Origin of the sequence: Candidatus Litorirhabdus singularis, from assembly GCF_026262625.1 — a bacterium.
Lineage (GTDB): Bacteria > Pseudomonadota > Gammaproteobacteria > Pseudomonadales > Halieaceae > Litorirhabdus > Litorirhabdus singularis.
In genome coordinates this window covers 154,195-180,841 of record NZ_SHNN01000005.1, presented here as the reverse complement: position 1 = coordinate 180,841, position 26,647 = coordinate 154,195, and the positions used below count along the sequence as shown (strand labels likewise).

The following is a 26,647-nucleotide window of genomic DNA, read 5'->3' as shown; positions in this document are numbered from 1 at the left end:
CCTCGAAGGAGCCGACTAAGCTAAACATGACATCAGTAACTGAGGACGTGACCCGAATTCCCCGGGACGGCCACCCTGTTTCCAGGAAGAATATTTCCGAGAGCGCTTTGAAAGTCATGTCCAGGCTACGTAGCCAGGACTTTGAGGCTTATCTTGTCGGTGGCGCCGTGCGCGACCTAATGCTGGGCGGGCGCCCTAAAGACTTTGACGTGGCTACCAACGCAACGCCAGAACAGGTGCACGCTGCGTTTCGCAACTCGCGCATCATTGGCCGTCGTTTTAAAATTGTGCACGTGCGCTTTGGTCGCGAGATCATTGAAGTCACCACCTTTCGCGGCGCCCATGATGACCCCGATAGCGATGCGCCCAGCGACAGACCTGAGAAGCACTCGAAGCAGGACTCCAGCGGTATGCTGCTGCGCGACAACGTCTACGGCAGTTTGGAAGAAGACGCCATCCGCCGCGATTTCACCATCAATGCGCTGTATTACAGCAGCGACGATTTTTGCGTATTCGATTATGTAGATGGATTAGAAGACCTGAAAAACCGCCAAATACGCATTATCGGCAATCCTGAAAAGCGCTACCGGGAAGACCCCGTGCGGATGCTGCGTGCAATTCGCTTTGCCGCCAAAATGGGTTTCACCATTGAGAGCACAACGGAAGAACCGATTGCGGATCTGGGCTACATGCTCGAAGCCATTCCCGCCGCGCGTCTATTTGACGAAATGCTCAAGCTGTTTATGGCCGGTTACGCGCTACCCACGTTCAGACTACTGTGCGAGTACAACCTGTTAGAACACCTGTTCCCCGCCACTGCCACCGCACTGGAAGAGACAGAAAATGCGGGCAGACTCATTGAAGCCGCCATGCGCAGCACCGATGCGCGCATTGCTGAGGACAAACCTGTTACGCCCGCGTTTATCTTGGCGGCGCTGCTATGGCCGCCTACCGTGCAGCTCAAATCACAGATTGAAGACGGTGGTGATTCATCGCTAGGCGCACTGGACGAAGCAGCGCAGACCATTATTGGCGAACAGATGCATCATATCGCCATTCCTAAACGGTTCACCCAACCTATGCGTGAAATCTGGGAGTTCCAGATTCGTCTGCAAAAACGGCGCGGGAAAAACGTCAACAAGTTGGTCGCACACCGCCGCTTTCGCGCTGCCTATGACTTCCTGTTGTTGCGTGAAGAGTCGGGGGAAGACCTCGATGGACTCGGCAAGTTTTGGACCGAGCTTCAGGAAAACATGCCAGCTATGCCAATCGACACCGGGGACGGGGAAGATGGTGATCTCGATGATCTCGACGATAATGAGAACATCGGCAACGGCAATAGCGGCAACACCGGGAACCGCAGCGGCAACACTAGTAACGGCGGAAATAGTGGCAATGGCGGTAACGGTAACGGTGGCAACGCCAATAGCAACGGTTCAGAAGCAGCGCCGCGGAAAAAACGCCGGCGCCGTCGCAGGCCACGCAAGCCACAATGAGCTGTGCCTATATCGCACTAGGCAGCAATCTGGATAAACCGCAGCAGCAGGTCCTGCAGGCTCTGCAGGACCTTGATGCTTTGCCGGGGTGTAGTGTTCAAGACACCTCCCCCCTATACACCAGCGCCGCGGTTGGTCCAGGAGCACAACCAGACTACGTTAACGCAGTTACCCAGATCGACACTACGCTCGCTCCTCACGCACTGCTGTCCTCATTGCAAGCCATTGAGGACAGCCACGGACGGCGGCGTGAAGTGCGCTGGGGAGCTCGCACCCTGGATCTGGACCTGCTGCTGTATGACGCTATTACTTTACAAACTGCGCAGCTGGAGATCCCCCACCCCCGGTTGCAAGACAGAAACTTCGTCCTGTATCCACTACACGATATTTCTCCGACATTGACCCTTCCCTGCGGCACACCGATTGCGTCATTATTAGCACGCTGTCCGCGCGACAGTTTGCGACTACTAACGGGAGGAACGGGTGCTGCCTGAGAACGGAATACCTGGTATCGATTTACGCGGCCGCAGCTTACCGGCTTACATCGCCGTGGAAGGACCGATTGGCGTGGGAAAGACCACGCTCACCAAACGTCTGGCAGAGAGCTTCAATTACCAGACCCTGCTGGAGCAAGCAGAAGACAATCCATTTTTGGAGCGCTTCTATCAGAATCAGAAGCAATCAGCCCTGGCCACGCAGCTATTCTTCCTGTTCCAACGCGCTCAGCAAATTCAAGATCTGCGTCAAAGCGATATTTTTGAGCCGGTGCGCGTTGCCGACTTTCTTATCGAAAAAGACCCGCTCTTCGCTCGCATTACCTTGGACAGTGACGAATTTCAGCTCTACGAGAAGATTTATAATCAACTTACGATAGATGCACCGCGCCCAGACCTGGTCATCTATCTGCAGGCCTCTACGGACGTATTGCTAAGCCGCATACAGAATCGTGGTATTGGCTATGAAAAACGCATATCACGCGAGTACCTGGAGTCACTTAACGAAGTGTACAGTGAATTTTTTCTGTATTACGATGGCGCCCCTCTCCTTATCGTAAACGCCAGCGACATTGACCTGGTGGGAGGCGATAGGGATTATCAGCAGTTGGTGGACTACATGCTTGATATTCGCAGTGGCCGTCACTATTTCAATCCAACGTTTTTTGGATGACCTGAAACATGGCTAATGTCTCCGTCAAAACCCTGCAGGACCTGAAAGAACAAGGTGAGAAGTTCTGTTGTATCACCGCTTATGATGCGACGTTTTCGCGACTGATCAGCGAAGCGGGAGCAGAAACCATGCTGGTAGGTGATTCTCTGGGTATGGTTCTACAGGGGCACGAGAGCACCGTTCCCGTCACTATAGATGATATGGCTTATCACACGGCAAGCGTTGCCCGAGGCAATCGCGGGGCGATGATTATGGCCGACATGCCGTTCATGTCCTACGCCACTGCAGAACAGGCTATGGTTAACGCCACCTCGCTGATGCAGGCAGGTGCACAGATGGTCAAAATGGAAGGCGGCACCTGGCTCAGCGGCACTATTGAGAAACTGGTAGAGAGGGGCATTCCAGTGTGTGCCCACCTCGGCTTGACCCCTCAGTCCGTCAATGTCTTCGGCGGCTACCGGGTCCAGGGGCGCACCCCCAAGGGAGCCAAGAGTATTCTCGCTGACGCGGTAGAGATACAAGACGCCGGCGCATCTCTCCTGGTATTGGAGTGTGTTCCTAGCGAACTGGCTACCGATATCAGCGAAAAACTGACTATACCGGTCATTGGTATTGGCGCCGGTCCCGGCACCGATGCCCAGGTACTGGTGATGCATGACATGTTGGGACTAGCCGAGCACAATGCCCGCTTCGTTGAGAATTTTATGGCGGGAGCCGATAGCATTCAGGAAGCCCTGGCGGCCTTTGTGGCGGCAGTAAAATCCGGAGCTTATCCGCGACCCGAACAAGCTTACTCCTAAGCACGCGCCCTGGAGGGCGGGTGACTTCCTGACCGCACTAACGCTCACAACGATAGGGCTCTGTTTCCTGATGCCGTCAGCCATTTCTGCATCTTTTTGGAACATTAGTAACACCGTCAGTCGTTTTGGGTATAAAAGCGCTTCTTTAAGTAACAAAATCGCCAGCAAAAACGGTTTATTTGCGTTGTACGCCCTGACTTCTTGGGGCATACTTGCGGCCGCTGGTTTGTGCAAAATTACCAAATCAGGCAATTCGTACGGGGTCGTTGTTAGATTTCTTCGGAGCAATAATGCATGCGAACTTACACAGCTAACGCAGCCTTACTAAAAGCCTTGTCAGAGACTCGGCGGGCTGGAAGTACCATCGCTTTTGTACCTACCATGGGCAACCTGCATGAAGGTCACCTTGAGCTGGTGCGCAAAGCCAGTGAGCTGGCCGATATTGTGGTGGTGAGTATTTTTGTCAATCCCATGCAGTTCGGTGCTGGCGAAGATCTCGATGCTTACCCACGTACCCTGATCTCCGATAAAGAAAAGTTGTTCGCCGAGGGTGTACCTATTTTGTTCGCTCCCGGGCCGGGCGAAATTTATCCGGAAGGGCTTAGCACGCAAACTCAGGTCATGGTGCCTGAACTGGCAGACACGCTGTGCGGCGCCAGCCGCCCTGGCCACTTCACCGGTGTGGCCACAGTCGTTAGCAAACTGTTCAATATTGTACGACCGGATTTTGCAGTATTTGGTGAGAAAGATTTTCAACAGTTATCGATTATTCGCAAGATGGTTCTCGATCTGTGTCTGCCGATAGAAATCATCGGCGTTGCTACCGCACGCGAGAAAGATGGCCTGGCGTTGAGCTCACGAAACGGTTTCCTGACACGCTCTGAACGGGCTGTAGCACCACGTCTCAACGAGATACTCATGGAGTGTCGCGAAGCTATTGCCTGTGGTTTTGATAATTTTCGCGAGTTACAGGCTCACGCGCAGCTGAAGCTGATTCGAGCCGGCTTTGAGCCCGACTATTTCGAAATTCGCGACGCCCGCACACTGCACGAAGTCACAGAGTCCACCGAAGAAGTCGCCATTCTGGCCGCTGCCAAATTGGGCCAGCCGCGCCTCATCGACAATGTTCGCCTGGCCCTGAATCCGGTGTCCGATTGGGGCATGCTCTCCTCCCAATAACCTGGGGCCGGGCCGGGCGCACAGAATTCATTCTGGCAATCCCCATCCCGCACCCACCCCCGGTAAAATAAATTCCACCCTACGGTTTATGGCGTGCCGCCAATGCTTGCCAATCCCCTGTAAGGGGGTATTATCCTGAACTCCCAGCCATAGCTAACGGAAGCGTTATGTCAGAGTTCGCCCTGCACCCGGTACCCGAAAACATCAAGGCCAATACACATATCGATCAGGCCACTTATCAGGCCATGTACCAACGCTCTATCAGCGACCCCGACGGCTTCTGGGCCGAAATGGCAGATGAGTTCCTGGTATGGGATAAACGCTGGACTAGCGTCTGCCAGTACGATTTCCGTAAGGGTGAGGCCAGCTGGTTTAGCGGCGGCAAGCTCAATGTCAGCGTCAACTGCATCGACCGCCATTTGCCGACCCGCGCCGATCAAACTGCGCTCCTCTGGGAGGGTGATGACCCGGACGATTCCAGCGCTATCACTTATGCGGAATTACACCGCGAAGTGTGCAAGCTGGCTAATGTTCTACGCGAGCGAGGCGTCGCTAAAGGCGACCGCGTCTGTATCTACATGCCAATGATTCCCGAAGCTGCTTACGCCATGCTTGCCTGCACCCGCATCGGTGCAGTGCATTCTGTGGTATTCGGCGGCTTTTCACCGGAGGCTTTAAAGGACCGCATCCTCGACTCCGATTGCCAGACGGTCATTACCGCTGACGAAGGGGTGCGCGGCGGCAAGGCAATACCGCTTAAGGCTAACGTCGATAAAGCGCTGGCACAGTGCCCCAATGTACACACCAATCTGGTCGTCAAACGTACCGGTGCCGATATAAACTGGCAGGAAGGACGCGACACCTGGTATCACGAGGCGACTGTCACAGCCTCTGAACACTGTGAACCGGCCTCTATGGACGCAGAAGACCCCTTATTCATCTTGTACACCTCTGGCTCGACCGGCAAGCCCAAGGGCGTGCTACACACCACAGGCGGCTATCTGCTACAAACCAGCATGACCTTCAAGTATGTGTTCGACTATCAGGAAGGCGAAGTATTCTGGTGCACCGCCGATGTCGGCTGGGTAACCGGCCACAGTTATATCCTTTACGGCCCACTCGCCAATGGCGCTATCAGCCTGATGTTCGAAGGCATCCCCACCTATCCAGATGCCTCGCGCTGCTGGCAAATATGTGACAAACATCAGGTCAATATTTTCTACACCGCGCCCACCGCTATTCGCGCGCTGCACGCAGTGGGTGATGCGCCAGTCAAAAGTACCTCACGCAGCAGTCTGCGACTGCTGGGTAGTGTTGGCGAACCTATCAACCCTGAAGCCTGGGAATGGTATTACCAGACCGTTGGCGACAGTCGCTGCCCCATTGTCGACACCTGGTGGCAAACTGAAACCGGCGCGCACATGATTACCCCCCTACCCGGTGCCACCGATCTTAAACCCGGCTCCGCCACATTTCCTTTCTTCGGCGTCCAGCTCGCACTGTTGGACGAAAGCGGCCAGGAAATTCAAGGCGCTGGTTCTGGCTATCTGGTTGTCACTGCCTCCTGGCCCAGCCAGATCCGCAGCATTTACGGCGACCATCAGCGCATGATCGACACCTACTTCTCTAGCCATCCGGGCTACTACTTTACCGGCGACGGCGCCTCCCGCGATGAGGACGGCTATTACTGGATTACCGGTCGTGTTGATGACGTGTTGAACGTGTCGGGACACCGCATGGGCACCGCAGAAGTAGAAAGCGCACTGGTACTGCATGAGTCCATCGCTGAAGCCGCGGTGGTAGGTTATCCCCATGATATCAAAGGCCAGGGTATCTACTGCTATGTGACGCCCATGGCGGGCGTGGAGCCAACCGAAGAGTTGCGCAAACAGCTGATTGCTCTGTGCGTGCAGGAAATCGGACCGATTGCCAAACCCGACATCATCCAGTGGGCCCCGGGGCTTCCCAAGACCCGCTCGGGCAAAATTATGCGCCGAATCCTGCGTAAGATAGCGGAGAACGAAGTGGACAGCCTGGGCGACACCTCTACCCTGGCCGACCCTTCGGTGGTCGAACAATTGGTTGCCAACCGCGCCAATCGCTGAGCTCGGGATACAGTCCATGAAAGTTGTTCGCATCATTGATGGCAAACCCAGCCTCGAAGAATCTGAGCTGCCTACCGCAGACGGTGTCCGCGTGCGGGTAGCAACCGCCTCTATCTGTGGTTCAGACCTGCACATGATCAACAATGGCTGGGCCGAAGGCATGGTGATGGGGCATGAATTTGCCGGCTACACCGATGACGGCAGCGCTGTAACCGTAGAACCCAATCTGGGCTGCGGAGATTGTTGGGCCTGTATTGAAGGACACCGGTCACACTGCGATGAGGGCGCAAGCTACGTAGGCATTAACGTCGACGGCGGCATGGCCGAATATGTGCTGGTACCCGAGGCAGCCATTTTTCGACTGCCCAGCGGTCTGGACGTCAACTCTGCCTGCCTGATTGAGCCGCTTGCAGTAGCTGCTCACGGCCTCAATCGAGCCCGGGTAACCACCAAAGACAAAATTCTGGTCATTGGTGCCGGCCCTATTGGCCTGGCCACCGCCGCCATCCTGCAGGGCCGGGACATGGGCTTTGATATCACCGCACGCTATCCCCACCAGCAGGCCGCCGCAGCCAAACTGGGAGGTCACTTAAAGGCCAGTGATGGTTACGATGTGGTGGTAGATGCAGTGGGTACGACTGACAGTATCGCTGAGGCTATTGCCCGCTGCCGGCCTATGGGCCGCGTAGCTCTCGTAGGTTCACTGTGGAACCCGGCCAGCCTTGATATTGCCTTTTGTGCACGTGAACTAGAACTGATAGCGGCAACGACTTACCGGGCCGGCCACAAGCACGGTGAATTCAACGAAGCGGCGCAAGTACTGCTGCAGTCACCGCATATTGCCGATGCGCTTATCAGCCATCGCTATCCACTGGAAGCAGCCCGTGAAGCTTTCGACACCGCCGCAGATCGTGCCAGCGGCGCCATCAAAGTTATGTTTGACGTAGCACCCTAAAGCGACTCGGGAGTTATCGGCTCGGCATTTTGTTCGCCCAGACGTAATACACTGGCCAAGGCTGGCAGTAACAACAGTGCTCCCAGCATATTCCAGAAGAACATAAACGTGAGCAGCAGTCCCATATCCGCCTGAAACTTGATCGGTGAATAAATCCACGTCGCCACCCCGATTGCCAGGGTCAAACCGGTAAAGGCTACCGCGGTACCGCTGGCCTTGAGTGCCTCAAAATACGCCTGCTGCAAGGAAGTACCCTGACCGGTATAGAATTGCAGGGCATTATAAATATAGATGCCGTAGTCAACGCCGATACCAACGCCCAGCGCAATCACCGGTAGCGTCGCTACCTTGACGCCAATACCCAGTGACGCCATCAACGCCTGACCCAGAATCGAGGTCAGCACCAGTGGCAATATAATGCACGCTGCGACGCGTATGGAGCGAAACGTCAATACGCACAGTAAAATCACCACACCATAGACCCACGCCAGCATCTCGTACTGAGCCTGGCTGATCACGATATTGGTCGCCGCCTCAACACCGGCATTACCCGCCGCCAGCACATAGCGAATAGACTCACTGTTGTGCTCCGCGCTAAAGGCTTCCACCGCGGCCACCACGCCGGCCAAGGTATCTGCCTTATGATCTTCCAAAAACAGAATCACCGGCACCATTGAGCAGTCGGTATTGAGTAAACTACCCGGCACGCGGCTGAGCGAGTTATTCAAAATAAACTGATTGCGACTAATCCCATGCCATTTAGGATTACCCTCGTTCATCCCCATAATGACCAGCTTGGAAACGTCCACCAATGACATAGCAGACTGCACGCCGGGTACGGTTTCCATCACGCCCTGAAAGTAGTCAATAGAGGCAATAGCAGCATAGGCACCACACTGCTGTGGCGCGGTCTCTACCATCACCACAAACACGTCGGTACTGGTGGCATAGTTAGCGCGTAGAAACGCATCATCGAGATTATAGCGTGCGTCAGGACGCAGCTCCGGTGCGCCTGGATCCAAATCCCCAATTTTGAGGTCCTGGCCACGCCATAGGCCAAATATGAGTAACGCCACCGCCACCATCAAGACATAGCGTGCCTGCCGCGGGCGAGCAGTCCCTGAGACTACGAACCAATGCGCGAAACCACTATGGCGCTTGCGCTCGCGGTAGCGGAAACATGTGCCGCTGATGCCAGTAAAAGACAACACCACCGGTAACAGAATCAGGTTAGTAAAAATCAGTACCGCAATACCACTACTGGCCACCAAAGCCAGCTCGCGGATCACCGGTATATCAATGATGGCCAGCGTGGAGAAACCGACCCCATCACTGACCAGCGCGGTGAAGCCCGGCTTACTAAGCCGCGTAAAGGTCAACCAGGCAGCTCGTTTCTTGTCCAGACCAGCGTGACAGTTGTAACCAAAGCGATTAATCATCTGTACCGAGTGACTGATACCCACCGCGAACACCAGAAATGGCACCAGCATGCTGTAGGGGTCCAGGCCCAAACCCAGCGTATGCAATAAGCCCAACAACCAAATCACAGCAATGGTGGAACATAGCAACGACGCCATGGTCAACCAGTGGCAGCGGCTGTACAGGTAGAGCATCAATGCGGTAATAACGAAAGCAATCCCAAAGAACAGACCGACTAACGTCGCGCCCTCAATCAGGTCACCCAACAACTTGGCAAAGCCAGTGATGTGTACTTGAATGGTGTCACTCTGATACTTCTCGCGAACATTTTTCTCTAGATGCCGAGATAACTCCGTGTAATCCAGTTTGGCGCCGGTCTCAGGATCTTTCTCCAGCAGCGGTGCCAGAATAATGGCGGACTGGAAATTGTTGGCGACTATGCGGCCGATCTGGCCTGACTTGCGGGTATTACTGCGCAAGTCATCAAGACTGCGCTGACTGCCGTCGTAATCATCGGGAATTACCGAGCCGCCTACAAAACCTTCTTCGGTGACTTCCTGCCAGCGCACGTTCGGGGTCCACAATGACTGCAGTCCGGCCCGATCAACTCCGCGCGTGTAAAAAAGCTCGTCGGTGACCTCGCGTAATAATTGCTGGAACTCGGCGGTGAAGATATCACCCTCGGTCGTCTCGATAATGATACGTACCGAGTTACCTAAACCTGACAAGTCATCGCGGTTGCGCAAAAAATTGGCGATATAGGGGTGCGACACCGGTATCATTTTCTCGAAACTGGCATCGGGCCGCAGCTGCAGCGCCTGCATGCTAAAGAAAATACTAACGCCTATAAATAGAATGAGCAGTAACTTACGGTGCCCAAAAATCAGTGTAGCTACCGCCGGCCGAAACCGCCCGTCGTCCTGTTGTTCAATACTAGCGACTTCTGTCATGGCCGGCCTCCTTGCAAACGAACCACGCCATCCATGCCCGCGGCAATCACTAATTCTCCGGCAAGCCGGGTGAGGCTGCTCATGGTCGAGCGCCGTGGAGCCAACAGCGAGGCATTAAAGGTAGTACCTGTCCCGCGCACAACGGCGCCTGCACTACCCACCAATACCACCAGGCCAGAGTCCAGCTGCACACCGCTGTAGAGACTGAGCCCACTACTGTCGGCCACGCTCAGCGTTTGCCAGCTATCGCCATCATCGTCGCTGCGTAAAACGTTACCGCGTAATCCAAAGGCCAACACTCCGCCGTCACTTAAGGCGAGTAGGCCGAAAAGACTCCCGTCATAGCCCGAGTCCAGAGTATCCCAGTTTTTTCCCCCGTCGCGGGAACGGAACAACAGACCCGCTTCACCGCTGAGAAACAGGCTGCCACTGCGTCCCGGGGTGATCGCGTAGTAGTGAAAACGCTCCGGGTTTTCAATATGGTCAGCCGCCAACTGCCAAGTGCCGCCGCCATCAGAGCTTCTGTAAAGCATGCCGTAGGCTCCGACAGCAACACCCTGATCGGCATCACTAAAATGGATATCCAACAGCGGATCAGCGGGCCCCACTTCAACCGCGGCCTGCGCATCCTCCACTGCATAGGTTGCGTCTTCCACCGCGTAGTCCACATCCTCGGCGCCGTTGAGTTCGGCCTCCAATTCCTGCACCCGCCGCTCGGTGAAAGCCAACCACTGCTGATTTGCTGCATGCCCATCAAACACAAGTTCCCATGAGCTGCCATGGTCAGCGCTGGACAAGATGACACCACCGTGCCCGGTAGCCCATGCCTGGCCTCCCGGTAGGCAAAATACTGACGTCAGCCCTTGACTCACTGAGACCGGAGACTGCTGCCACTTCTCGCCACCATCATCAGACCAGATCACTAAACCGCGCTCACCTACCGCTAGCAACCTGCTATCGCAGCGAGCAATCGATGTTAGGGGTGCCGTTGCGGGCGTGCCGACTGGCAGCGCAGGCAAGAAGCTATAGTCCACTTCCTGGGCCTGTGCTGAAGGCCAAACCATTAGCGCCGGTATTAGTATGCCCGCCAGCAGGGCTCCAATACGCGTCACGCGATAATATCTTTCACAAATGTCATCAGCATTGAACTAGCGCCGTCCGGCTCGACGCAGAGCCGCAGGGGTGAAGTCATCAAAATCGCCCTGCCACTCAAAGTTGTAGGGATAGCCTTTTTCTTCGTTATCGAGCCCTGTCGCCAGATACCGACCTGACACCAGGTCGTAAAGAAAGTCTGCGGCTAGCCATGGGACTTCGACCTGATAGTGAGAAACCTCATGCCCTTCCTTGACCTTCCACAGTTCACCGCGACCGTCGTAGTGGTCAATGATAGCGATCTGCCAGGTGTCCTCGTCAACATAGTATGTGCGCCGCGCATAAATATGACGCGCGCCATCTTTGAGTTTGGAGTCAATCACCCAGACCCGGTGTTTTTCATAGCGCAGGTGTTCCGGGTTAGGGTGGCCGGCCTTGATAATATCGTCATAGTTAAGATCACCCCGACGCAGTCCATAGGAGTTGTAGGGAATCATCAGCTCTTGCTTGCCCACCAGTTCCCAGTCGTAACGATCCGGCGAGCCGTTGTACATATCCAGATCATCCGAGGTACTAAGGCCATCAGAAGCTGTACCGGGTCCATCATAGGCAATATTAGGGGCGCGTCGCACGCGGCGCTGACCGGCGTTATAAACCCAGGCCGAACGTGGTTCTGCAATCTGGTCAATATTTTCATGCACCAGCAATACGTCACCCTCAAGTCGGGCCGGCGCCAGAATACGCTGCAGGAATACGAACAGGCGGTTCGGATTAGGATTATCCGGCACCCGGTTGGCGAACAGTGTCAGCTGCTCAAACAGCACCGGGCTAAAATTACCATTAGCTTGTACTGGTATTTTGGTGAAGCGCCACTGTGCACCATAGGGAGTGCGGTAACGGGTGATATGGTTCCAGATGACCTCGAGCCCGTGCTGCGGAATAGGAAACGGTACGCTGGCCTTGAATTTAGTCAGGCCACTGCCGCCCTGGACCATCTCGGTCTCGGTCGCTCCGGCCTTAATGCCTTCATATTCAGCCTCAGGAATACGCGCACTGCGCCGAGTCGGGTATACCGGCATACTGAAGGTATCGGGATAGCGCTTTAACAGCGCGATTTGGCCTGGCGAAAGGAACTGTTCATAGTCCTGATAATTGGAGGCATTGATCGTATATTGCACTTCATCATCAGCGAAAGGGTTTACCAGCCGTTCGCCTTCTACATAACCTGCGGGCATTTCTTGAATGCCTCCGGTCCAGGCCGGGATAGAGCCATCCGCATTACCCGCGCGCTCGGCGCCGATGGGAGTCAGCGTATCACCGCCAAGTTGCGCCGCCTGCTCTGCGGTCACCTTGGCATGGCTCAGTGGCGCCACGCCCAGCAGTGCCGTCAGCATCAGTGATGTCAGTTTATTATTCATTGTAAACTCCCGCCAAAAATCAGAATGCGACCGAGAAGCTCAAGGACAAAAAGTCCCTGTCATCAAGGTCGTCGTAATCAGAACCAAAAAAACTGGTGTAGGAAAGGTCCGCACTGTAACGGTTCAGGTAGTCTGCTTTGACACCCAGGCTCAACGCCTTGCGACCTTTGACAAAGTTGGGCGCTGGCGAATAACCCTGCACATCATGCGACCAAGCGACATTGGGAGTCATATTCACTCCCATGAAAACGTCAGAGTAATCCAGTGAAGCACGCATGCGATAGCCCCAGCTAAAGTCATCCGTAAAGCCTTGATTAGTACAGTTTTGCGTCTGCGAGTTGGGCTGTACACCAAGCCCCCCCAGGGTAGGATGATTATCGCATCTGACATCTTCCTCGGAAGGGAACAATTCACTGGGAAATGGCTCAAAGTCTCCAACACCGAAAGTGGCCGGGCGACCATAGTTCTGCTCATCATCCAGATCATCCAGCCAGGTGGCACCAAACTCAGCGGCAAACGACAAGCGATTGGACCCTAATACCTGTTCAAAAAATTTGATAAAGGTAACCTGTGCCTGAGTGTATTCAACTTCGTCGTAGCCGTTGACTACGCCACCCGGCCCTGCCGCCTCTGCTCTGGGCAGCATACGTGACCATTCAGCCCAAGATCCCAAGGCGGCTGATTGATTGACCTCGGATGTACTGATCTGCAACGGAAACTCGGGACGGTAGCTAAACTCACCCGACACTGCCCAGTCGCCTACATTGGTAGCGAAAGTAAGCGCATAAATCTGAATATCCTCGGGGAACTCAAAAAAGTATGACGGATTGGAGCCGAAGATAAACGGGCTTCCAAAATTCTCGGTCGGATTGTTGGCGCTCAAGATGGGCGTGCGGCTGTGGTAATTGATGTAGTAGGCACCAAATTCCGTGGCATTGAGGGCCTCGGCGTAATAACGGAAGGCGGCGCCCCACTGTCCTTTATCTGAAGGCTCATCATCGGGGGCGCGCGGTACGAAGAACGGATTGTCAGGATTGATTTGATCGCGATCAGTCATAGAGGTGCTGGCGGTGAGTTTATCGCAACCACCGCCATAGACATCAGCAGTGGACCAATACGTGCCACACTCGTCCAGTACGTAGCGGTCCCACTTATACTGGTAAAACATCTCCAGGCTCAGGTTCCCGGTAAGCCCGAGGTTACCGTAAACCAGTCCCGTGGGGAGCAAAGCTTCCTTAATCTCTGCACCGGGCTTGCGCAAGGCGGTAACGTCAATGGGGTTGATGACATTGACACTATTTTGTATGAAAGTACTCTCGCCCCAGCTCAGCACCATATTACCGGCGCGCAGATCCAGCGGCATATTGCCTACATCAAAGTCTGCGTAGACGTAGTAATCGAGAAACTCGAACCCACTCTCCTGAGCCAAGTCTTCGAAATCACCCATGTTGAGTTCGCTATTAGGTTCATAGCCATTAGCTACATGCCCGTGATTGACATTGCGGTCAGCCAGCGCGTAGTCGTACCAGTACTTAAAGCGGGTAAACACGCCAAACTGGCCATTGTTAAGATCAAAATCATGCACACCTTTGAGCAGCATGGAGTACATGTCGCCCTTATCGTAGTTCAGGTTACCGTCATCGGTGACGCTCACCGAGGCCTTACCAAGATCGTCGGTATTGCCCGGGCTCAGGTAATCCAAATCGGGTTTTTCCGTCCGCCAGCTGGCGCCAACTGAAAATGTCGAGTTGAAAGTACCCTCGAATTCCCCCCAATCGAACTTCAAAGCATGAGCGCCCTGTGCTGCGGCTAGCAGCGGTACAGCTACAGCGAATCCTCTTAGTACTCTAGCGTCAATCATCTGCGACCCCTTTATTGAATTTATAGGGCTATTCTAGGCAACTGTTATGCGCCACAACTTGTGGCATATCAAGATATTAAGCTATTGCTCTGTTTTATCAACTGCGCATAGCGCCATTAACAGCAATTGTCGGTACAGCCGGTCACGAATAGTCGTCGGCTTGTCACATCCCATGCGGGCTAAATGCGGCTGGTAGTGCTCTGCGGTGGCATCACTGATAACGCTCACCCTGGCGAGCTCCGCTATCGCCGAGGTTTTCATGTGAGCACCCAACCAGCTCAGCGCGGGCAACAGCATTTCCTCAACATAGGTGAAGTCGCTGCCCAGCGGAAAGTCAGGAAAGTGCCCAGCGCGGTGGTGCTGCAGATAGATCTCGCGCAGCTTTTGCGGATTATTGTTTTGAAATCGCTCGGGGATCTGATGATCTTGTGCCAGCTTGCCATGCTCTTTTGCGGTCTCCATGAGCTCCTGCTGAAAGCGCGAGTCACATATATTCAGCATCGCCGCAATAACTTCAGCGTCGGTCTTGCTACGCAGATCTGCCACCCCGTACTCGGTGACGACAATATCCCGCAAGTGACGCGGTATGGTCGTGTGCGCGTAATTCCAGACAATATTTGAGCTGACTTTACCGTCTTTTTCACGCGTTGCCCTGACCAATAGCACAGAACGCGCGCCCTCTAACTCGTGCGCCTGCGCCACAAAATTGTACTGACCACCTACTCCGCTCAGTATGCGCCCGTCGTCCAGCTGATCCGCCACGCCGGCTCCCATCAACGTGACTGTAAACGCGGTGTTCACAAAGCGCGCCTCGACCCGATGCTGACGTTTGAGCTCCTCCTGACCATAGAGCGAGTTAACGAAGCTGATGTGAGTCATATCGATACTTGAATGCTGCTCGGGAGACATCTGCCGCAACGATTCGTAGAACGCATTTGGACCGAGGAAAAAGCCACCGTGCATGCAAATAGAACGACCTTGCGCATCGGTCACGTGGCGCTTGATCACGCCACCCTCCATCAGTCTGAACAGACCATAGGTGAACATCTCACTACAGCCATACAACCCCTGTTCAAAAGTATCGGCGCCGCCGTCTGCAGCCAGTACCGAAAAGCTGTCCGGGGTCAGACCGGTCTCATCCAGCAAACCGCGATAGCTACTATTGTCGGTATGACGCAATAGCGTGGCGCTTGCGACGGCATCACCCAGGGCTCCGATACCTATCTGCAGGGTACCGCCATCCTTGAGCAAGGCGCTGGCACCCAGACCAATAAAATGCTCCGTCATGCTCACCGGCATATTGGGCGTAGAAATCAGTCGACTGCTATAGGCAGGATCATCAATAATCATGTCAAACAACGCCGCTGGAACCTCGGCGGTATTTTCCATAAACGGCATATCGGGGTGAATCTGAGCAACCACCAGCACAGTCTCACCACTTTCACGCCGCTGCAAGAGGCGCGGCAGCGCGTCCAACAATACCTCCGGATTACAACTGAGGCTAAACTGCTGCTCACCATTAACGTTGCGCGAGGCTATAGTCTGGGCAATCACATTGACGCCGCGGTTGTTCATGTCGCGCGCCGCGTGAGTATAGTTGGAGTTGATATAGTTTTGCTGCGTATAGGGGTTACTTAACTCACTGGCAGGCTGCACAAAAAACTCATTGACGCAGATGTTATCCGGCAAGGTATGTGCGCGTGCGGCATGCAGGTAATCCAGCTCCTCGTAATCAGCATAGACACGCTCGATAAAAGGCGCCAGAAAACGTTGTTGCAACTCGCCGCTGGCACGCGGCCGGGTCAGAGATAGTGCGGTCAGTATGGTCAGCGATATACTGCTGTCTGCGCAGGCCATACGATACAGCGCGTTAACCAGCGGATTGGGTTTACCCATACCGAGCGGCATACCCAATACAATATTGCCGCCGGTGCTGCGAACAATCTCTTCAGCAGCGGCTGCCACGGAACTATAAGACATCTTGATATTCTCCTGAATGAGGACGCAGCGCTTTGCTTAACGCCGTCCCAGCTTGCGTACATTAGTTGGCGAATAATACGCCGGCCCTTGGGGCTCGACCGTATAGTCTAGCGGCTTACTATCGTTCACCAGACGAATAGTTATGTAGCCACCGGCTCGCAGTTCATGAAACATCATGGCGCGATTGACGTAACCCTGAACGTTATACTCATAGATATTGTTAATGAGTACCACCTTCCACAATTCACCGCGACCGTCGTAGTTCTCGGTCATCACAATATTCCAGCTATCTTCATCAATATAGAAGCGACGCTTGGCGTAAATATGGCGACTACCCTCACGCAAGTTAGCTTCTACTACCCACATTCTCCGCTTCTCATAACGCAGATAATCGGGGTTGGCATGATAGGGCGTCAGCAAGGTGTCATAGTCCAGCTCAGACTCATCAAACTTATAGGTATGGAACGGCACGTAGAGTTCCTGCTTGCCCACCAGAGTCCAGGTAAAGCGGTCCATGGCGCCGTTAAACCCGAGCGTATCGTCTACTGTTATAAACCCACCGGGGCCGTCCGGCGTGTCGTAGCCCACCGTGGGTGCGCGCCGCACGCGTCGCGACCCGGGGATATAGCGCCAGGCTTCACGGGCGTGGGTGACGTAATCGTAGGGTTCAAATATCGAAGTGATAGTCCCCTTGTCACGCTTCGGCAAGTGCACCTCGGTCATCACATAAGCTGCCCATATGCCAAGTTCCGCCTCACCAGCACCTACTGTGTTGTCAGGATTGGCATAGGGGTACTCTGACATAATGGTAGAGCGCCGCTCTGAACGCGAGCCGTTGCTGAACACCGCAATATCAGAGTAGGTACCGGCGAGAGTATAGTTGGGTCCACTGGTACGCGAATTCCAGATAACCTCGGCGCCGGTAGTAGGAACTGGAAACGCCACCGCTCCGGTGAAGCCGCGGATGCCATCTTCTCCGTTAGAAAGCTCGGCATTTAACGCATTGTGTTTAACCTTTTCACGAAACTGGTCGGAGTAGCGTCCATCACGGTGTGTGGGATAAACCTGCACCTCAAAGGTGTCTGGATAAGTAGCAAACATGGCCTCCAGTCCCGGGCTCAAAAACTGCGCATGCTGCTGCCGATTGGCCGCTGTAATTGTCAGCAGAATCGGATCATCAGCATAGGGATCAGGGTAAGGCGTTTTGGCTCCCTCATAGCTCAGACCCTCGGGCAAGCCCAACATAGAACCGTTGAATGCGGGAATCGAACCATCGTCATTGGCAGACGGATTCGCCCCCAGGTGGGTCAGGCTGACGCCCAATTTTGCCGCCTCTTCCGCACCCACCTTTGCCGCTGCCGGCATACTCGCCAGTAGCAGCGGCAGGCACACCAGTGCTGCTGTTTGCATTAATTTTTGTTGCATACGTTTGTCCTCGTTCAGAAACCGTACTTGATGTTCAGTGCCACGTTATCCCTGTCTTGCAGCAGGTTATTGTCACCACCACCAAAGTAGAATGAATAGGCCATATTAACGGTCAGGTTGTTCAGGTAAGTGCCCTTCAGTCCCAGGCTGAGTACTTTACTTTTTTCAAAGCTCTGAATTTCCTGAATCAGCCCCTTAACATCGTGTTTGAAGTAAATCGGTATGCTCAGGTCCCAACCCTGGGCAACATTGTTGTACGCCACATCTGCCAGCAGAGAGTAGCCCAGCGCGCTGTCATCACCTATCAATTCGTCACTGTCAGCACTGGTGACGGTGGCATAAAACCCTTCAAAAGTAAGCGTCACCGAGTCAGCCAGAAAACTGGGACCGTACAGGTGGGTGCCACCCACTTGCAGCTTGGCCAGTTTTTCACGTTCCGGATCACCCGCAGCATTAACCATCGGTGTTCCGTCCAGCAACGAAATTTCACCTTGCACATTGGTATTTCCAACCACGGTGGTGAAACTCACCGCATTGCCACGTATATCTTCGTAATAGCGCAGGTTGTAGGTCAACGGCACGGGCTGCGGTGAGCCGGGAACATCAATATATTCGAGTACAAACGAGGGCTTTTTATCGTGGCCCACCGCGTGGTAAAGCCCCCAATCCCAGCCGCCCTCGGTGACATAGTGCAGTGCCATTCCCCACTGGCCGGAGTCACTGGCGTTATCATCGGGAGTGCGCAGAACGCCGCGTAAATTAAACTCATTACCCCGAATTTCCTCTGGCACCAACACACTGTTCGGAGTTGGGATAAGGAACGCATGGGACCCGGGACCGACCTGGTCATTGGTCGCAAAGTAGCTGCCAACCCCGTTGAGATCGTTTTCCAGCCATTCGTACTGGTAATAGGCTTCCAGCGTCAGGCTGGGTATCACGTCTATCTGGGCATAAACAGAACCGGTGGGGAGAAATATTTCTCTGATCTCCACACCCGGGGTGTTGGCAGCGAACTGGTCGGCACGGTTCTGGATGCTATTGATACCCTGATAGAAGGTCGACTCACCCCAATTGATAACCTGCCGTCCCACGCGCAGGTCGAACAGGCGGTCACCGGGCAATTCCCAGGTGGCGTAGCCAAAAATATCCAGTATCTCAATCTGCCTGCCGTGACGCCTTTGGGTCTGCTCAGGAAATTCGCCAGGTTGGGCGTCGCCACCGTAGAGAGTGCCGCTGTTATAGCTGCGAAAATCATCGCCGCTGAGATTGGTATCGTTGTCTTGATAGACCTGGTCATAGAACGCCTTGCCGCGCACGAACAGGCCATAGTTCTCCCAATTGATATCCAGATCTGCCAGCAACGTCACCCGATGCGAGACCAGCCCTTTATCAAAGTTATTATTACCGTCGTTACTATTGAGCAAGACGGTTTGCGCCTGACTGTATTCGGGATCAGTCAAGGGCAGGAAGGGTTCATCCTGCAGACGATTAACAAACTCGCTGCCAGTAATGCTGTCATCACGGCCTTCAGTACGCCATTGCGCGCCCCAGGTCAGGGTTGAATCCAGCGCCACGGAAACACCATTGTCAAAAGTAAAATCCAGCGCGCTAACGGGACAACTTAGCCCCAGTACCAGCCAGGGCAAAACCTTGCGTAGCATCATGACATCTCCTTGTTTGGCAGCAGATAAGTAGCCAGAGCTGGCAGGAGCGTCAGGGCACCCACCATGTTCAGCAAAAACATAAAGGTCAGCAGCATACCCATATCGGCCTGGAACTTGATGGGCGACCAGATCCAGGTGGCCACCCCTATGGCCAGAGTAATGCCGGTGAAGGCGACCGCTTTACCGGTCGAGTAAAGGGTGCACCGATAGGCTTCGGCCAAGCTCAGGCCACTGTTCATAAAGTGCATCAAACGTGCATAAACATAGATGCCGTAATCAACACCCACCCCCACACCCAGGGCAATCACCGGCAGGGTTGCCACCTTGACCCCGATTCCCAGTTGGGCCATCAGCGCCTGGCAGAGAATGGATGTCAGGGCTAGAGGCAGCAAGATAATGACCACCGCGCGCCAGGAACGAAAACTCAGAAATACCAGTAACGCGACCACGCCATAGACCAGATAGATCATACGCAGCTGGGAACGCTCAATCTCCTGATTGGTCGCAGCTTCAATGCCCGCGCTGCCGGAGGCGGGCACAAAGCGAATACTGTCTGTGTTGTTGCTGAGGGCAAAATCCTCTACTTGCGCCAGTACGCGCTCCAGCGTGGCAGCCTTGTGGTCTGCTAAAAAGGCAACAACCGGCGATAGACTGCAATCGGCGTTCATCAACTGTTCCGGCATGCGATTAAAGGTTGAGTTCAGGGCGGCCTGATTGCGAGTGACCGTTGACCATTTCAGGCTGCCCTCGTTGTAACCACTCAGTACCATGCGTGATACTCGGGAAGAGGCCATGACAGATTCGACCCCTGGCACGTTTTCCAGCGCCCAGGAGAATTCCTCGATGAGCGCCATATTGTCGTACTCGGCGCATTGCTCCGCCTCAGTTTCCACCATCACCACCAGCACATCTGAACTGGTGGAGTAGTGTTCATTGACGTAATTGCTATCGAGGTTATAACGCGAGTCAGGCCGTAACTCAGGTGCCCCGGCGTCGAGGTCACCAATTTGCAGATACTGCGACTGGTACAGTCCCAATACCGCCAGACCCAGCGCCAGCCCCAGCAACAGCTTGGCGCCGCGACGCTGCGCCGCTTGTGACAGGATTTCCCAGTGGGGACGCTGCTGTTCCGGTCCAGCGCGCAGCCTGGAGACACTGCCAGCCCCGAGCTTCAGCCAGGACATAATGATCGGGAGCAAGACCAGATTGGTCAGGATAATGACCGCAACGCCTACGCTGGCCGCCACGCCCAGATCCCGGATAACCGCAATCGGTATCAGCAACATGGTGATGAATCCGGCTGCATCGGACACCAACGCGGTCATACCGGGAACATAGAGACCGCGAAAAGCCAGCCGTGAACTTTGCATCGCGCTGGCGTCATTGACGCTGTTAACAGCCACTGCGTTGATCATCTGCACGCCGTGGCTCACGCCGATGGCAAATACCAGAAACGGCACCAGAATCGAGTAAGCATTGAGACCAAAGCCGAGTAGTTGCAACAGACCCAGTTGCCATACCACCGCTATTAACGAACAGCCCAGAATCACTAAAGTCGCCACAGCGCTGCGGCTGTATAAGAATAACAAGGCCGCTGTTACCACCAGGGTAATAGCCGCAAACAAAACGATATAACGAATGCCGTCGAGCAAGTCACCCACCATCTTGGCAAAACCGACAATGCGGATGCGCACCGTATCGGACTGGTACTTCTGGCGAATATCGGTTTCCAGCTGCGCGGAGAACGCCGCATAATCCATCGCCTCTCCGGTACGCGGATCGCGATCAAACAGGGGGGCCTCAACAATCGAGGAGCGATAGTCTGTGGCAACCAGACGCCCCAACTCACCGGAGCGCAACAAGTTAGCACGCAGACGCTCCATAGCCTGCGCGCTGCCGTCGTAACGGGCATCAATCACCTTATCGCCCTCGAACCCTTGCTCGGTGACCTCGGTCCAACGCACATTGGGCGTCCACATGGAACGCATACGGTTACGGTCGACACCGGGCAGGTAAAACAGTTCGTCGGTGACCAGCCGAACCACCTCCATATACTCAGCATTGAAGATGTCTCCGGTCACCGGCTCCACCACGATGGCAATGGTGGTACCAGCCGCCCCCAGGTCCGCTATATGGCGCATCATTGCCTGAATATAGGGGTGCTCCATAGGAATCATTTTTTCGAAACTGGCATCCGGCTGCAGCCGAGTGGCGTGCCAGCCCAAAAACAAGGTGCAGAGGAAAAAACCTACCAGTAATAAGGCCCGCTGCCCGAACACCAGCTGCTCCAGCACTGGAACGGCGCCATCCTGCGGTTGCCTGCGCGCTGACTCATTCATGTTGCGTACCCAGCGGTGAGTCCATGCTATGGATACCCCCCTGCCCTACCAGCACCACACGACTCCCGACGACGGCGACGCCGCTGAAACCCACTCGCTGCGGTACTGCTGTGCCGGTAAAACTCTTGCCACCATCGTTGCTCAGCAACAGCGTTCCAACGGCCCCCACCAACAGCGCATGATTGGACCCGGCATAGATGCCGCCAGCAATAGTCCGCCCGCGGGCCCCTTCCACCGGTGACCAGGTGCTACCAAGGTCATCGCTGCGATAGACATTCCCGCGCAAGCCAAAGACCAACAGTGAATCGGTTTCGGGCTGCCGCATAATGCCAAACCAGGACCCCGGGTAAGGGCTCTCCAGAGACTCCCAGCTGCGACCGAAATCACTGCTACGGTAGAGTAGACCGCCCTCTGCTGCCAACCACATACGGCCACTCTCATCGCCGGTTATCGCATTAATATGATAACCATCGGGATTGTCCAGCGCGGCGCCATGCTCCCGCCAATTGACGCCACCATCGACGGTGATTAGCAGCGTATTGAATGCGCCAACCGCAACGCCACGCAGCGGATCAGCAAAGAATACGTCAAGCAATGGCGGCGCGTGCACTGGCTCTGCTATCAGGAACTCGGCGTCTTCAAGATCGAGATCGATCTCCTCCAGCTGCTGCGCTAATTGCTGTCGTTGCGCGGGCTCGTCCTCTGCCAGTAGCGCTGCGCTGGCCGTCGCGTAACGCCGCCGCGCCTCATCCAGTGCCACCGTATTCAACTGCTTCTGCTGTTGCAGGCCGTCTCGTTGCAAAACCCAGTTGCGGCCACCATCTACGCTCGCCAGCACATTACCGTCATGACCCACTGCCCAGCCGCGCTGGTCATCTACAAAGTAGATGGCGGTAAGTAATGTGCGAGTGGGTACATTGGCCAGTTTCCAATCCGCGCTAACGCGCAGACTATGCGAAGGATCGTCCAGATAGAGTATCTGACCGTAATCACCGCACACCAGCAACCGCTTAGCGATAGTTGCCACATCCAACGCCAGCGCTTCGGTCGCGCGCAACGGCAACTCCCGGGCCAATACCGGTGCACTCTGCCAGGGCGACAACACCGCCGCCATTAGCGCAGCTAGGCTCAAACGTCGCAGCACTGCGGACGCCGGTTTGCTCAGGTACATGAAGGCCTCGTTTCGCCAGTATGATTATTCTAGGTGCATTTGTACCGGTTTTAGGCGCTGATGTTATTGACACGCATCAAGTGCAACCGCATCGCTGTGCTAGCGAGGCACAACTGTAAGTACGGTTGCCGAATTATTAGCGATTGCGGGGTAAGCTACCCCTGTCTTAACAACAACGGGGCAGTTATCAAGATCGCCAAGCTGCGACCGGGTGCTGCAGGCTTAACGGGCGGCGGCGGCCTTGCCAGCCAGACGCCCTGAGTACGTTGCATCACCAACGGACATACCACTGGAGTAACCCTCTGCACGTCGCACCACGCCGCAGGCGGTACGTCCTGCGGCATAGAGGCCCGGAATCACGCTGCGATCTTCGCGCACCACTTCACCGCTGGGCAGAGTATCGAGTCCACCCAGAGTGAAATAGGGCCAGAACGAACCGCGACCAGGTGTCACGTCCAGTGCTACCAGCGGTACTTCCAGTGTCTGCAACCACTCGCTGGCCTTGTGGAACATAGGATCGCTACCGTGAGCAACGTTATCATTATAGAAGCTAACGGTATGCTGTAGGCTGCCGCCGGGTAACTGCAGCTCTGCTTCCAATTCAGCGACTGTTTCACCGGTCCCGCAGACCTCGGCGGCCATAAAATTCATCTTCTCATAATCACCATACTGCTCGACCGTGACAATGAAGTAAAAACGCTCGCCCTCGTCCTTCAGAATCGCATTGCCAAGCCGCGCGTGATAAACATCTTCATTGATAATACGCTGGCCCTTATCGTTGACCAGTATGCCCCCGGTGATCGAAGCCGGCGGGTAATATGGCAAGCTAATAAAGCCTTCATGCATATTAATCGCAGCGCCACCCGCGCTCATTCCCATCTGGATACCAGCACCGGTATCGCCGGGGTTGCCGATGGCCTGATTGCCACGGGTTAATTTGGGGGCATGCTTACGCAACATTTCATCGTTCATGACAAAGCCACCAGCACACAGAATGACGCCCTTGGTGGCCCGCACATTAAGCTCCTGCTGGTCTTTGCGAACCACAAGGCCAACCACTTCGTTGTTGTCATCGCAGATCAGGGTCAAAGCCCGCACTTCATACTCAACGGTTATCGCGGGACGTTGTTCTACATTCTCTGTCACTATCTTCATAAACAACGGGCCGCCGTTGTCACCTTCCACATACAGGTTATGTCCGCGTGCCGCCGGTGCGGCGTGTTCGGCGAAGGGCCAGGCTTTTTCGCTGCCGGTGTAGAGCAGTCCATCATCGGTCAGGCACATAATGGCGCGGCTCTCATGGAAGCTGTCCTTGAACGGAACTCCCAATTCACACAGCCACTCAAAATGTGCCGTGCTGTTCTCGCAATAGCCGCGAATCTTGTCCTCATCGGCCTGGGGACCAGCACTCATCATCATGTAGGTGAACATGGCTTCCGTCGTATCTTCAAAACCGCAAGCACGCTGTACCCGCGTACCGCCACTGCCGCCCATGTAAATCTCCGCGCTGGACATCGCGGTTGAACCCCCACTGGCGCTGGCCACCTCAAAGATAATCGCCTTGCCACCTGAATCCGCTACTTGAATCGCCGCACACCCGCCGGCGCCGCCAAAACCTACGATGGCAACCTCGGTTTCCATGTGCCATTGATCCACTTCGCTGACCTTGCGTGCTTGCGTGGGTGTCGTTGTTGCTGGCATGGCTGCATTTCTCCTTGTGACGGCGGGACATTAAAGCCAGTTTGCGCAGGCTAAACAACCCGCTGAGCGCAGCTTCAGCACAACAATTTGTACGCTCGGCCGGTTATTGGCCGCAAGGCTGACAAAGCTGCCGCCATGAGCCGCCTGCCGACGGCTGGGTCTCCACGCGCAGCGCAGCCGTCACTGCCAGAGCGAGTGCGTCCTGGCAGTAAAAACCTGCTTGGAGACTGGTCAATAACCCCCATTAAGCGACAACTTAGATTAACGTCCAGACCCAAAAAAAGGTATGGTGAGCAACATGAACCTGCGCAACACCAACATAGCCAAACTGGACGTCGAAACTTTTGATGTGCTCATCATCGGAGGCGGGATAAATGGCGCGGTGGCCGCCGCTTCGCTGGCCGCACGGGGCGCCAACGTGGCACTGATTGACCGCGGTGACTTTGCCGCCGCCACCAGCTCCAACTCGTCCAACCTCGCCTGGGGCGGCATCAAGTATCTGGAGTCCTACGAGTTCCTGCTGGTCAATAAGCTCTGTGCAGCCCGTAACAAGCTGATGCGCGCCTATCCTTCTACGGTTAAGGAAATACGCTTTTTTACCACTATAGCTAAAGGTTTTCGGGTCTGGCCGCCGATCGTCTATATGGGTTCGCTGCTCTACTGGTTTATCGGCCGCTGTTTTACCAAGCCGCCGGTTTACCGTTCAGCCTCTGCCCTGGAATCTGGCGAGCCCATTATCAATACCACTAATGCTGCCGGTGGCATTGAGTATTCTGACTGCTATCTTTACGACAACGACGCGCGCTTTATTTTCAATTTCATTCGCCGCAGCCTTGATTACGGCAGCATCGCTGCGAACTATGTTGAGTCTACCGGCGCCCACTTCAGTAACGGAGTCTGGCACACCAGCGCTTTGGACCATATCAGCGGCCGTGAGTTTACGATTCGTTCTAAAGTGTTAATCAATACCTGTGGCCCCTGGGCCGATGACCACAACCAAACCACTGGCGACACTACCGAGCACCGCCATCTATTGTCCAAGGGCGTGCATCTGATCGTGGACCAGATTACCGACAACCGCCGAGTACTGACATTCTTTGCCAGTGATGGACGCCTGTTTTTCCTGATTCCGATGGGACCAAAAACCTGTATCGGCACTACCGATACACAGGTCGATAGCCCTCACGTAGAGGTGACTCCGGAAGATCGTGAGTTTATCCTCGCCAACGCCAATGCTGTACTGGACCTGGAACGGCCGCTGGTATTGGAAGATATCATAGCCGAACGCTGCGGTGTCAGACCCCTGGCCGTCAGCGGTGATAACCAGGAGGCCGACTGGGTACAGTTATCACGCAAGCACGTTATAGAGGTTGACCAGGCCCGAGCTCATCTCACCGTATTCGGTGGCAAGCTTACCGATTGCCTGAATGTCGGCGACGAGATCGCAGATATGGTTCGCGACCTCGGCGTTAATCTACCCTGGTTTGACCATCACTGGTACGGCGAGCCCCCCGCTGCGCGGCGCCGCGAATTTATGCATCAGGCACACTTAATCGGTCTGGACGAGCTTACCGACCCCAGCTCTTCAGAACCTCTGTCAGAACGTTTCTGGCGCCGCTACGGCGACAGTGCATTTGAGCTACTGGAGCGTATTCGCGAAGATACCTCATGCGCGCAATTGTTGATCGAAAACGCGGAGTACACGCGCTGCGAAATAGAGCTGGCCGCGCGTCAGGAAATGATCGTAAAGCTCGAAGATTTTCTGCGCCGCCGTTCCAAAATAGAGCAAGTGCTGCGCCGCTCAGAAATTCTGGCCGCGCCAGGCCTGCATGACGCCTGCGGCCTACTCTTTGGAAAAGACGCAGACGCCAGACTGCAAGAGTACGCTCAGCTGGCAGACGGCCAGCAGTAACCGCACTGCCGGG

General features: G+C 55.0%; 18 protein-coding genes. 8 read left to right on the top strand and 10 right to left on the bottom strand.

Going from position 1 to position 26,647, the window contains the following annotated elements; translation table 11 throughout:
• Nucleotides 1–26 precede the first annotated feature (26 nt).
• The 7 genes from pcnB to EYC98_RS19685 all read left to right on the top strand — a co-directional run bounded on the left by pcnB (nucleotide 27) and on the right by EYC98_RS19685 (nucleotide 7,702).
• Complete coding sequence (gene pcnB / locus EYC98_RS19715; protein WP_279247116.1) at nucleotides 27–1,496, top strand: polynucleotide adenylyltransferase PcnB; 1,470 nt, start codon at nucleotides 27–29, stop codon at nucleotides 1,494–1,496.
• Nucleotides 1,493–1,990, top strand: a complete 498-nt coding sequence (gene folK, locus EYC98_RS19710; protein ID WP_279247115.1) for a 2-amino-4-hydroxy-6-hydroxymethyldihydropteridine diphosphokinase — start codon at nucleotides 1,493–1,495, stop codon at nucleotides 1,988–1,990. Before pcnB ends, folK begins: the two co-directional genes overlap by 4 nt.
• Nucleotides 1,983–2,663 carry a deoxynucleoside kinase gene (locus EYC98_RS19705; RefSeq protein ID WP_279247222.1) on the top strand — a complete coding sequence of 227 codons (681 nt, stop codon included), beginning with the start codon at nucleotides 1,983–1,985 and terminating at the stop codon, nucleotides 2,661–2,663. Before folK ends, EYC98_RS19705 begins: the two co-directional genes overlap by 8 nt.
• A gap of 8 nt (nucleotides 2,664–2,671) precedes the next feature.
• Nucleotides 2,672–3,463, top strand: a complete 792-nt coding sequence (gene panB, locus EYC98_RS19700) for a 3-methyl-2-oxobutanoate hydroxymethyltransferase (protein WP_279247114.1) — start codon at nucleotides 2,672–2,674, stop codon at nucleotides 3,461–3,463.
• A gap of 294 nt (nucleotides 3,464–3,757) precedes the next feature.
• Nucleotides 3,758–4,642: a pantoate--beta-alanine ligase gene (panC, locus tag EYC98_RS19695; RefSeq protein ID WP_279247113.1), complete on the top strand. Its 885-nt coding sequence runs from the start codon at nucleotides 3,758–3,760 to the stop codon at nucleotides 4,640–4,642.
• 167 nt (nucleotides 4,643–4,809) lie between these two features.
• A complete protein-coding gene (gene acs, locus EYC98_RS19690; protein WP_279247112.1) occupies nucleotides 4,810–6,747 on the top strand; it encodes an acetate--CoA ligase in 1,938 nt (645 codons plus the stop codon).
• 16 nt (nucleotides 6,748–6,763) lie between these two features.
• Entirely contained in the window at nucleotides 6,764–7,702 is a 939-nt protein-coding gene (locus EYC98_RS19685; RefSeq protein WP_279247111.1) for a zinc-dependent alcohol dehydrogenase, read from the top strand.
• On the opposite strand, the gene EYC98_RS19680 is transcribed toward EYC98_RS19685, so the two are convergent.
• The 10 genes from EYC98_RS19680 to EYC98_RS19635 form a co-directional block, all read right to left on the bottom strand.
• Entirely contained in the window at nucleotides 7,699–10,071 is a 2,373-nt protein-coding gene (locus EYC98_RS19680) for an efflux RND transporter permease subunit (protein WP_279247110.1), read from the bottom strand. The two genes, EYC98_RS19685 and EYC98_RS19680, sit on opposite strands and share 4 nt — an antisense overlap.
• Nucleotides 10,068–11,183 (bottom strand): WD40/YVTN/BNR-like repeat-containing protein, encoded by a 1,116-nt coding sequence (locus EYC98_RS19675; RefSeq protein WP_279247109.1) that lies wholly within the window; start codon nucleotides 11,181–11,183, stop codon nucleotides 10,068–10,070. Before EYC98_RS19675 ends, EYC98_RS19680 begins: the two co-directional genes overlap by 4 nt.
• A 36-nt stretch (nucleotides 11,184–11,219) precedes the next feature.
• On the bottom strand, nucleotides 11,220–12,581 hold the full coding sequence (locus EYC98_RS19670; protein ID WP_279247108.1) for a DUF1329 domain-containing protein: 1,362 nt from the start codon (nucleotides 12,579–12,581) through the stop codon (nucleotides 11,220–11,222).
• A 19-nt stretch (nucleotides 12,582–12,600) separates the two neighbouring features.
• Complete coding sequence (locus EYC98_RS19665) at nucleotides 12,601–14,442, bottom strand: DUF1302 domain-containing protein (RefSeq protein WP_279247107.1); 1,842 nt, start codon at nucleotides 14,440–14,442, stop codon at nucleotides 12,601–12,603.
• Between the two features lie 81 nt (nucleotides 14,443–14,523).
• Nucleotides 14,524–16,422, bottom strand: a complete 1,899-nt coding sequence (locus EYC98_RS19660) for an acetyl-CoA hydrolase/transferase C-terminal domain-containing protein (protein ID WP_279247106.1) — start codon at nucleotides 16,420–16,422, stop codon at nucleotides 14,524–14,526.
• A gap of 36 nt (nucleotides 16,423–16,458) precedes the next feature.
• Nucleotides 16,459–17,847, bottom strand: a complete 1,389-nt coding sequence (locus EYC98_RS19655) for a DUF1329 domain-containing protein (RefSeq protein ID WP_279247105.1) — start codon at nucleotides 17,845–17,847, stop codon at nucleotides 16,459–16,461.
• A 14-nt stretch (nucleotides 17,848–17,861) separates the two neighbouring features.
• Entirely contained in the window at nucleotides 17,862–19,511 is a 1,650-nt protein-coding gene (locus EYC98_RS19650) for a DUF1302 domain-containing protein (RefSeq protein ID WP_279247104.1), read from the bottom strand.
• Nucleotides 19,508–21,850: an efflux RND transporter permease subunit gene (locus EYC98_RS19645; RefSeq protein ID WP_279247103.1), complete on the bottom strand. Its 2,343-nt coding sequence runs from the start codon at nucleotides 21,848–21,850 to the stop codon at nucleotides 19,508–19,510. Before EYC98_RS19645 ends, EYC98_RS19650 begins: the two co-directional genes overlap by 4 nt.
• Complete coding sequence (locus EYC98_RS19640; protein WP_279247102.1) at nucleotides 21,843–23,021, bottom strand: YCF48-related protein; 1,179 nt, start codon at nucleotides 23,019–23,021, stop codon at nucleotides 21,843–21,845. The genes EYC98_RS19645 and EYC98_RS19640 overlap by 8 nt, the downstream gene beginning before the upstream one ends.
• A gap of 222 nt (nucleotides 23,022–23,243) precedes the next feature.
• Nucleotides 23,244–24,722, bottom strand: a complete 1,479-nt coding sequence (locus EYC98_RS19635) for an FAD-dependent oxidoreductase (protein ID WP_279247101.1) — start codon at nucleotides 24,720–24,722, stop codon at nucleotides 23,244–23,246.
• Nucleotides 24,723–25,020: 298 nt separating this feature from the next.
• On the opposite strand from EYC98_RS19635, the gene EYC98_RS19630 reads away from it, so the two are divergent.
• Complete coding sequence (locus EYC98_RS19630; protein WP_279247100.1) at nucleotides 25,021–26,634, top strand: glycerol-3-phosphate dehydrogenase/oxidase; 1,614 nt, start codon at nucleotides 25,021–25,023, stop codon at nucleotides 26,632–26,634.
• Nucleotides 26,635–26,647: the final 13 nt, after the last annotated feature.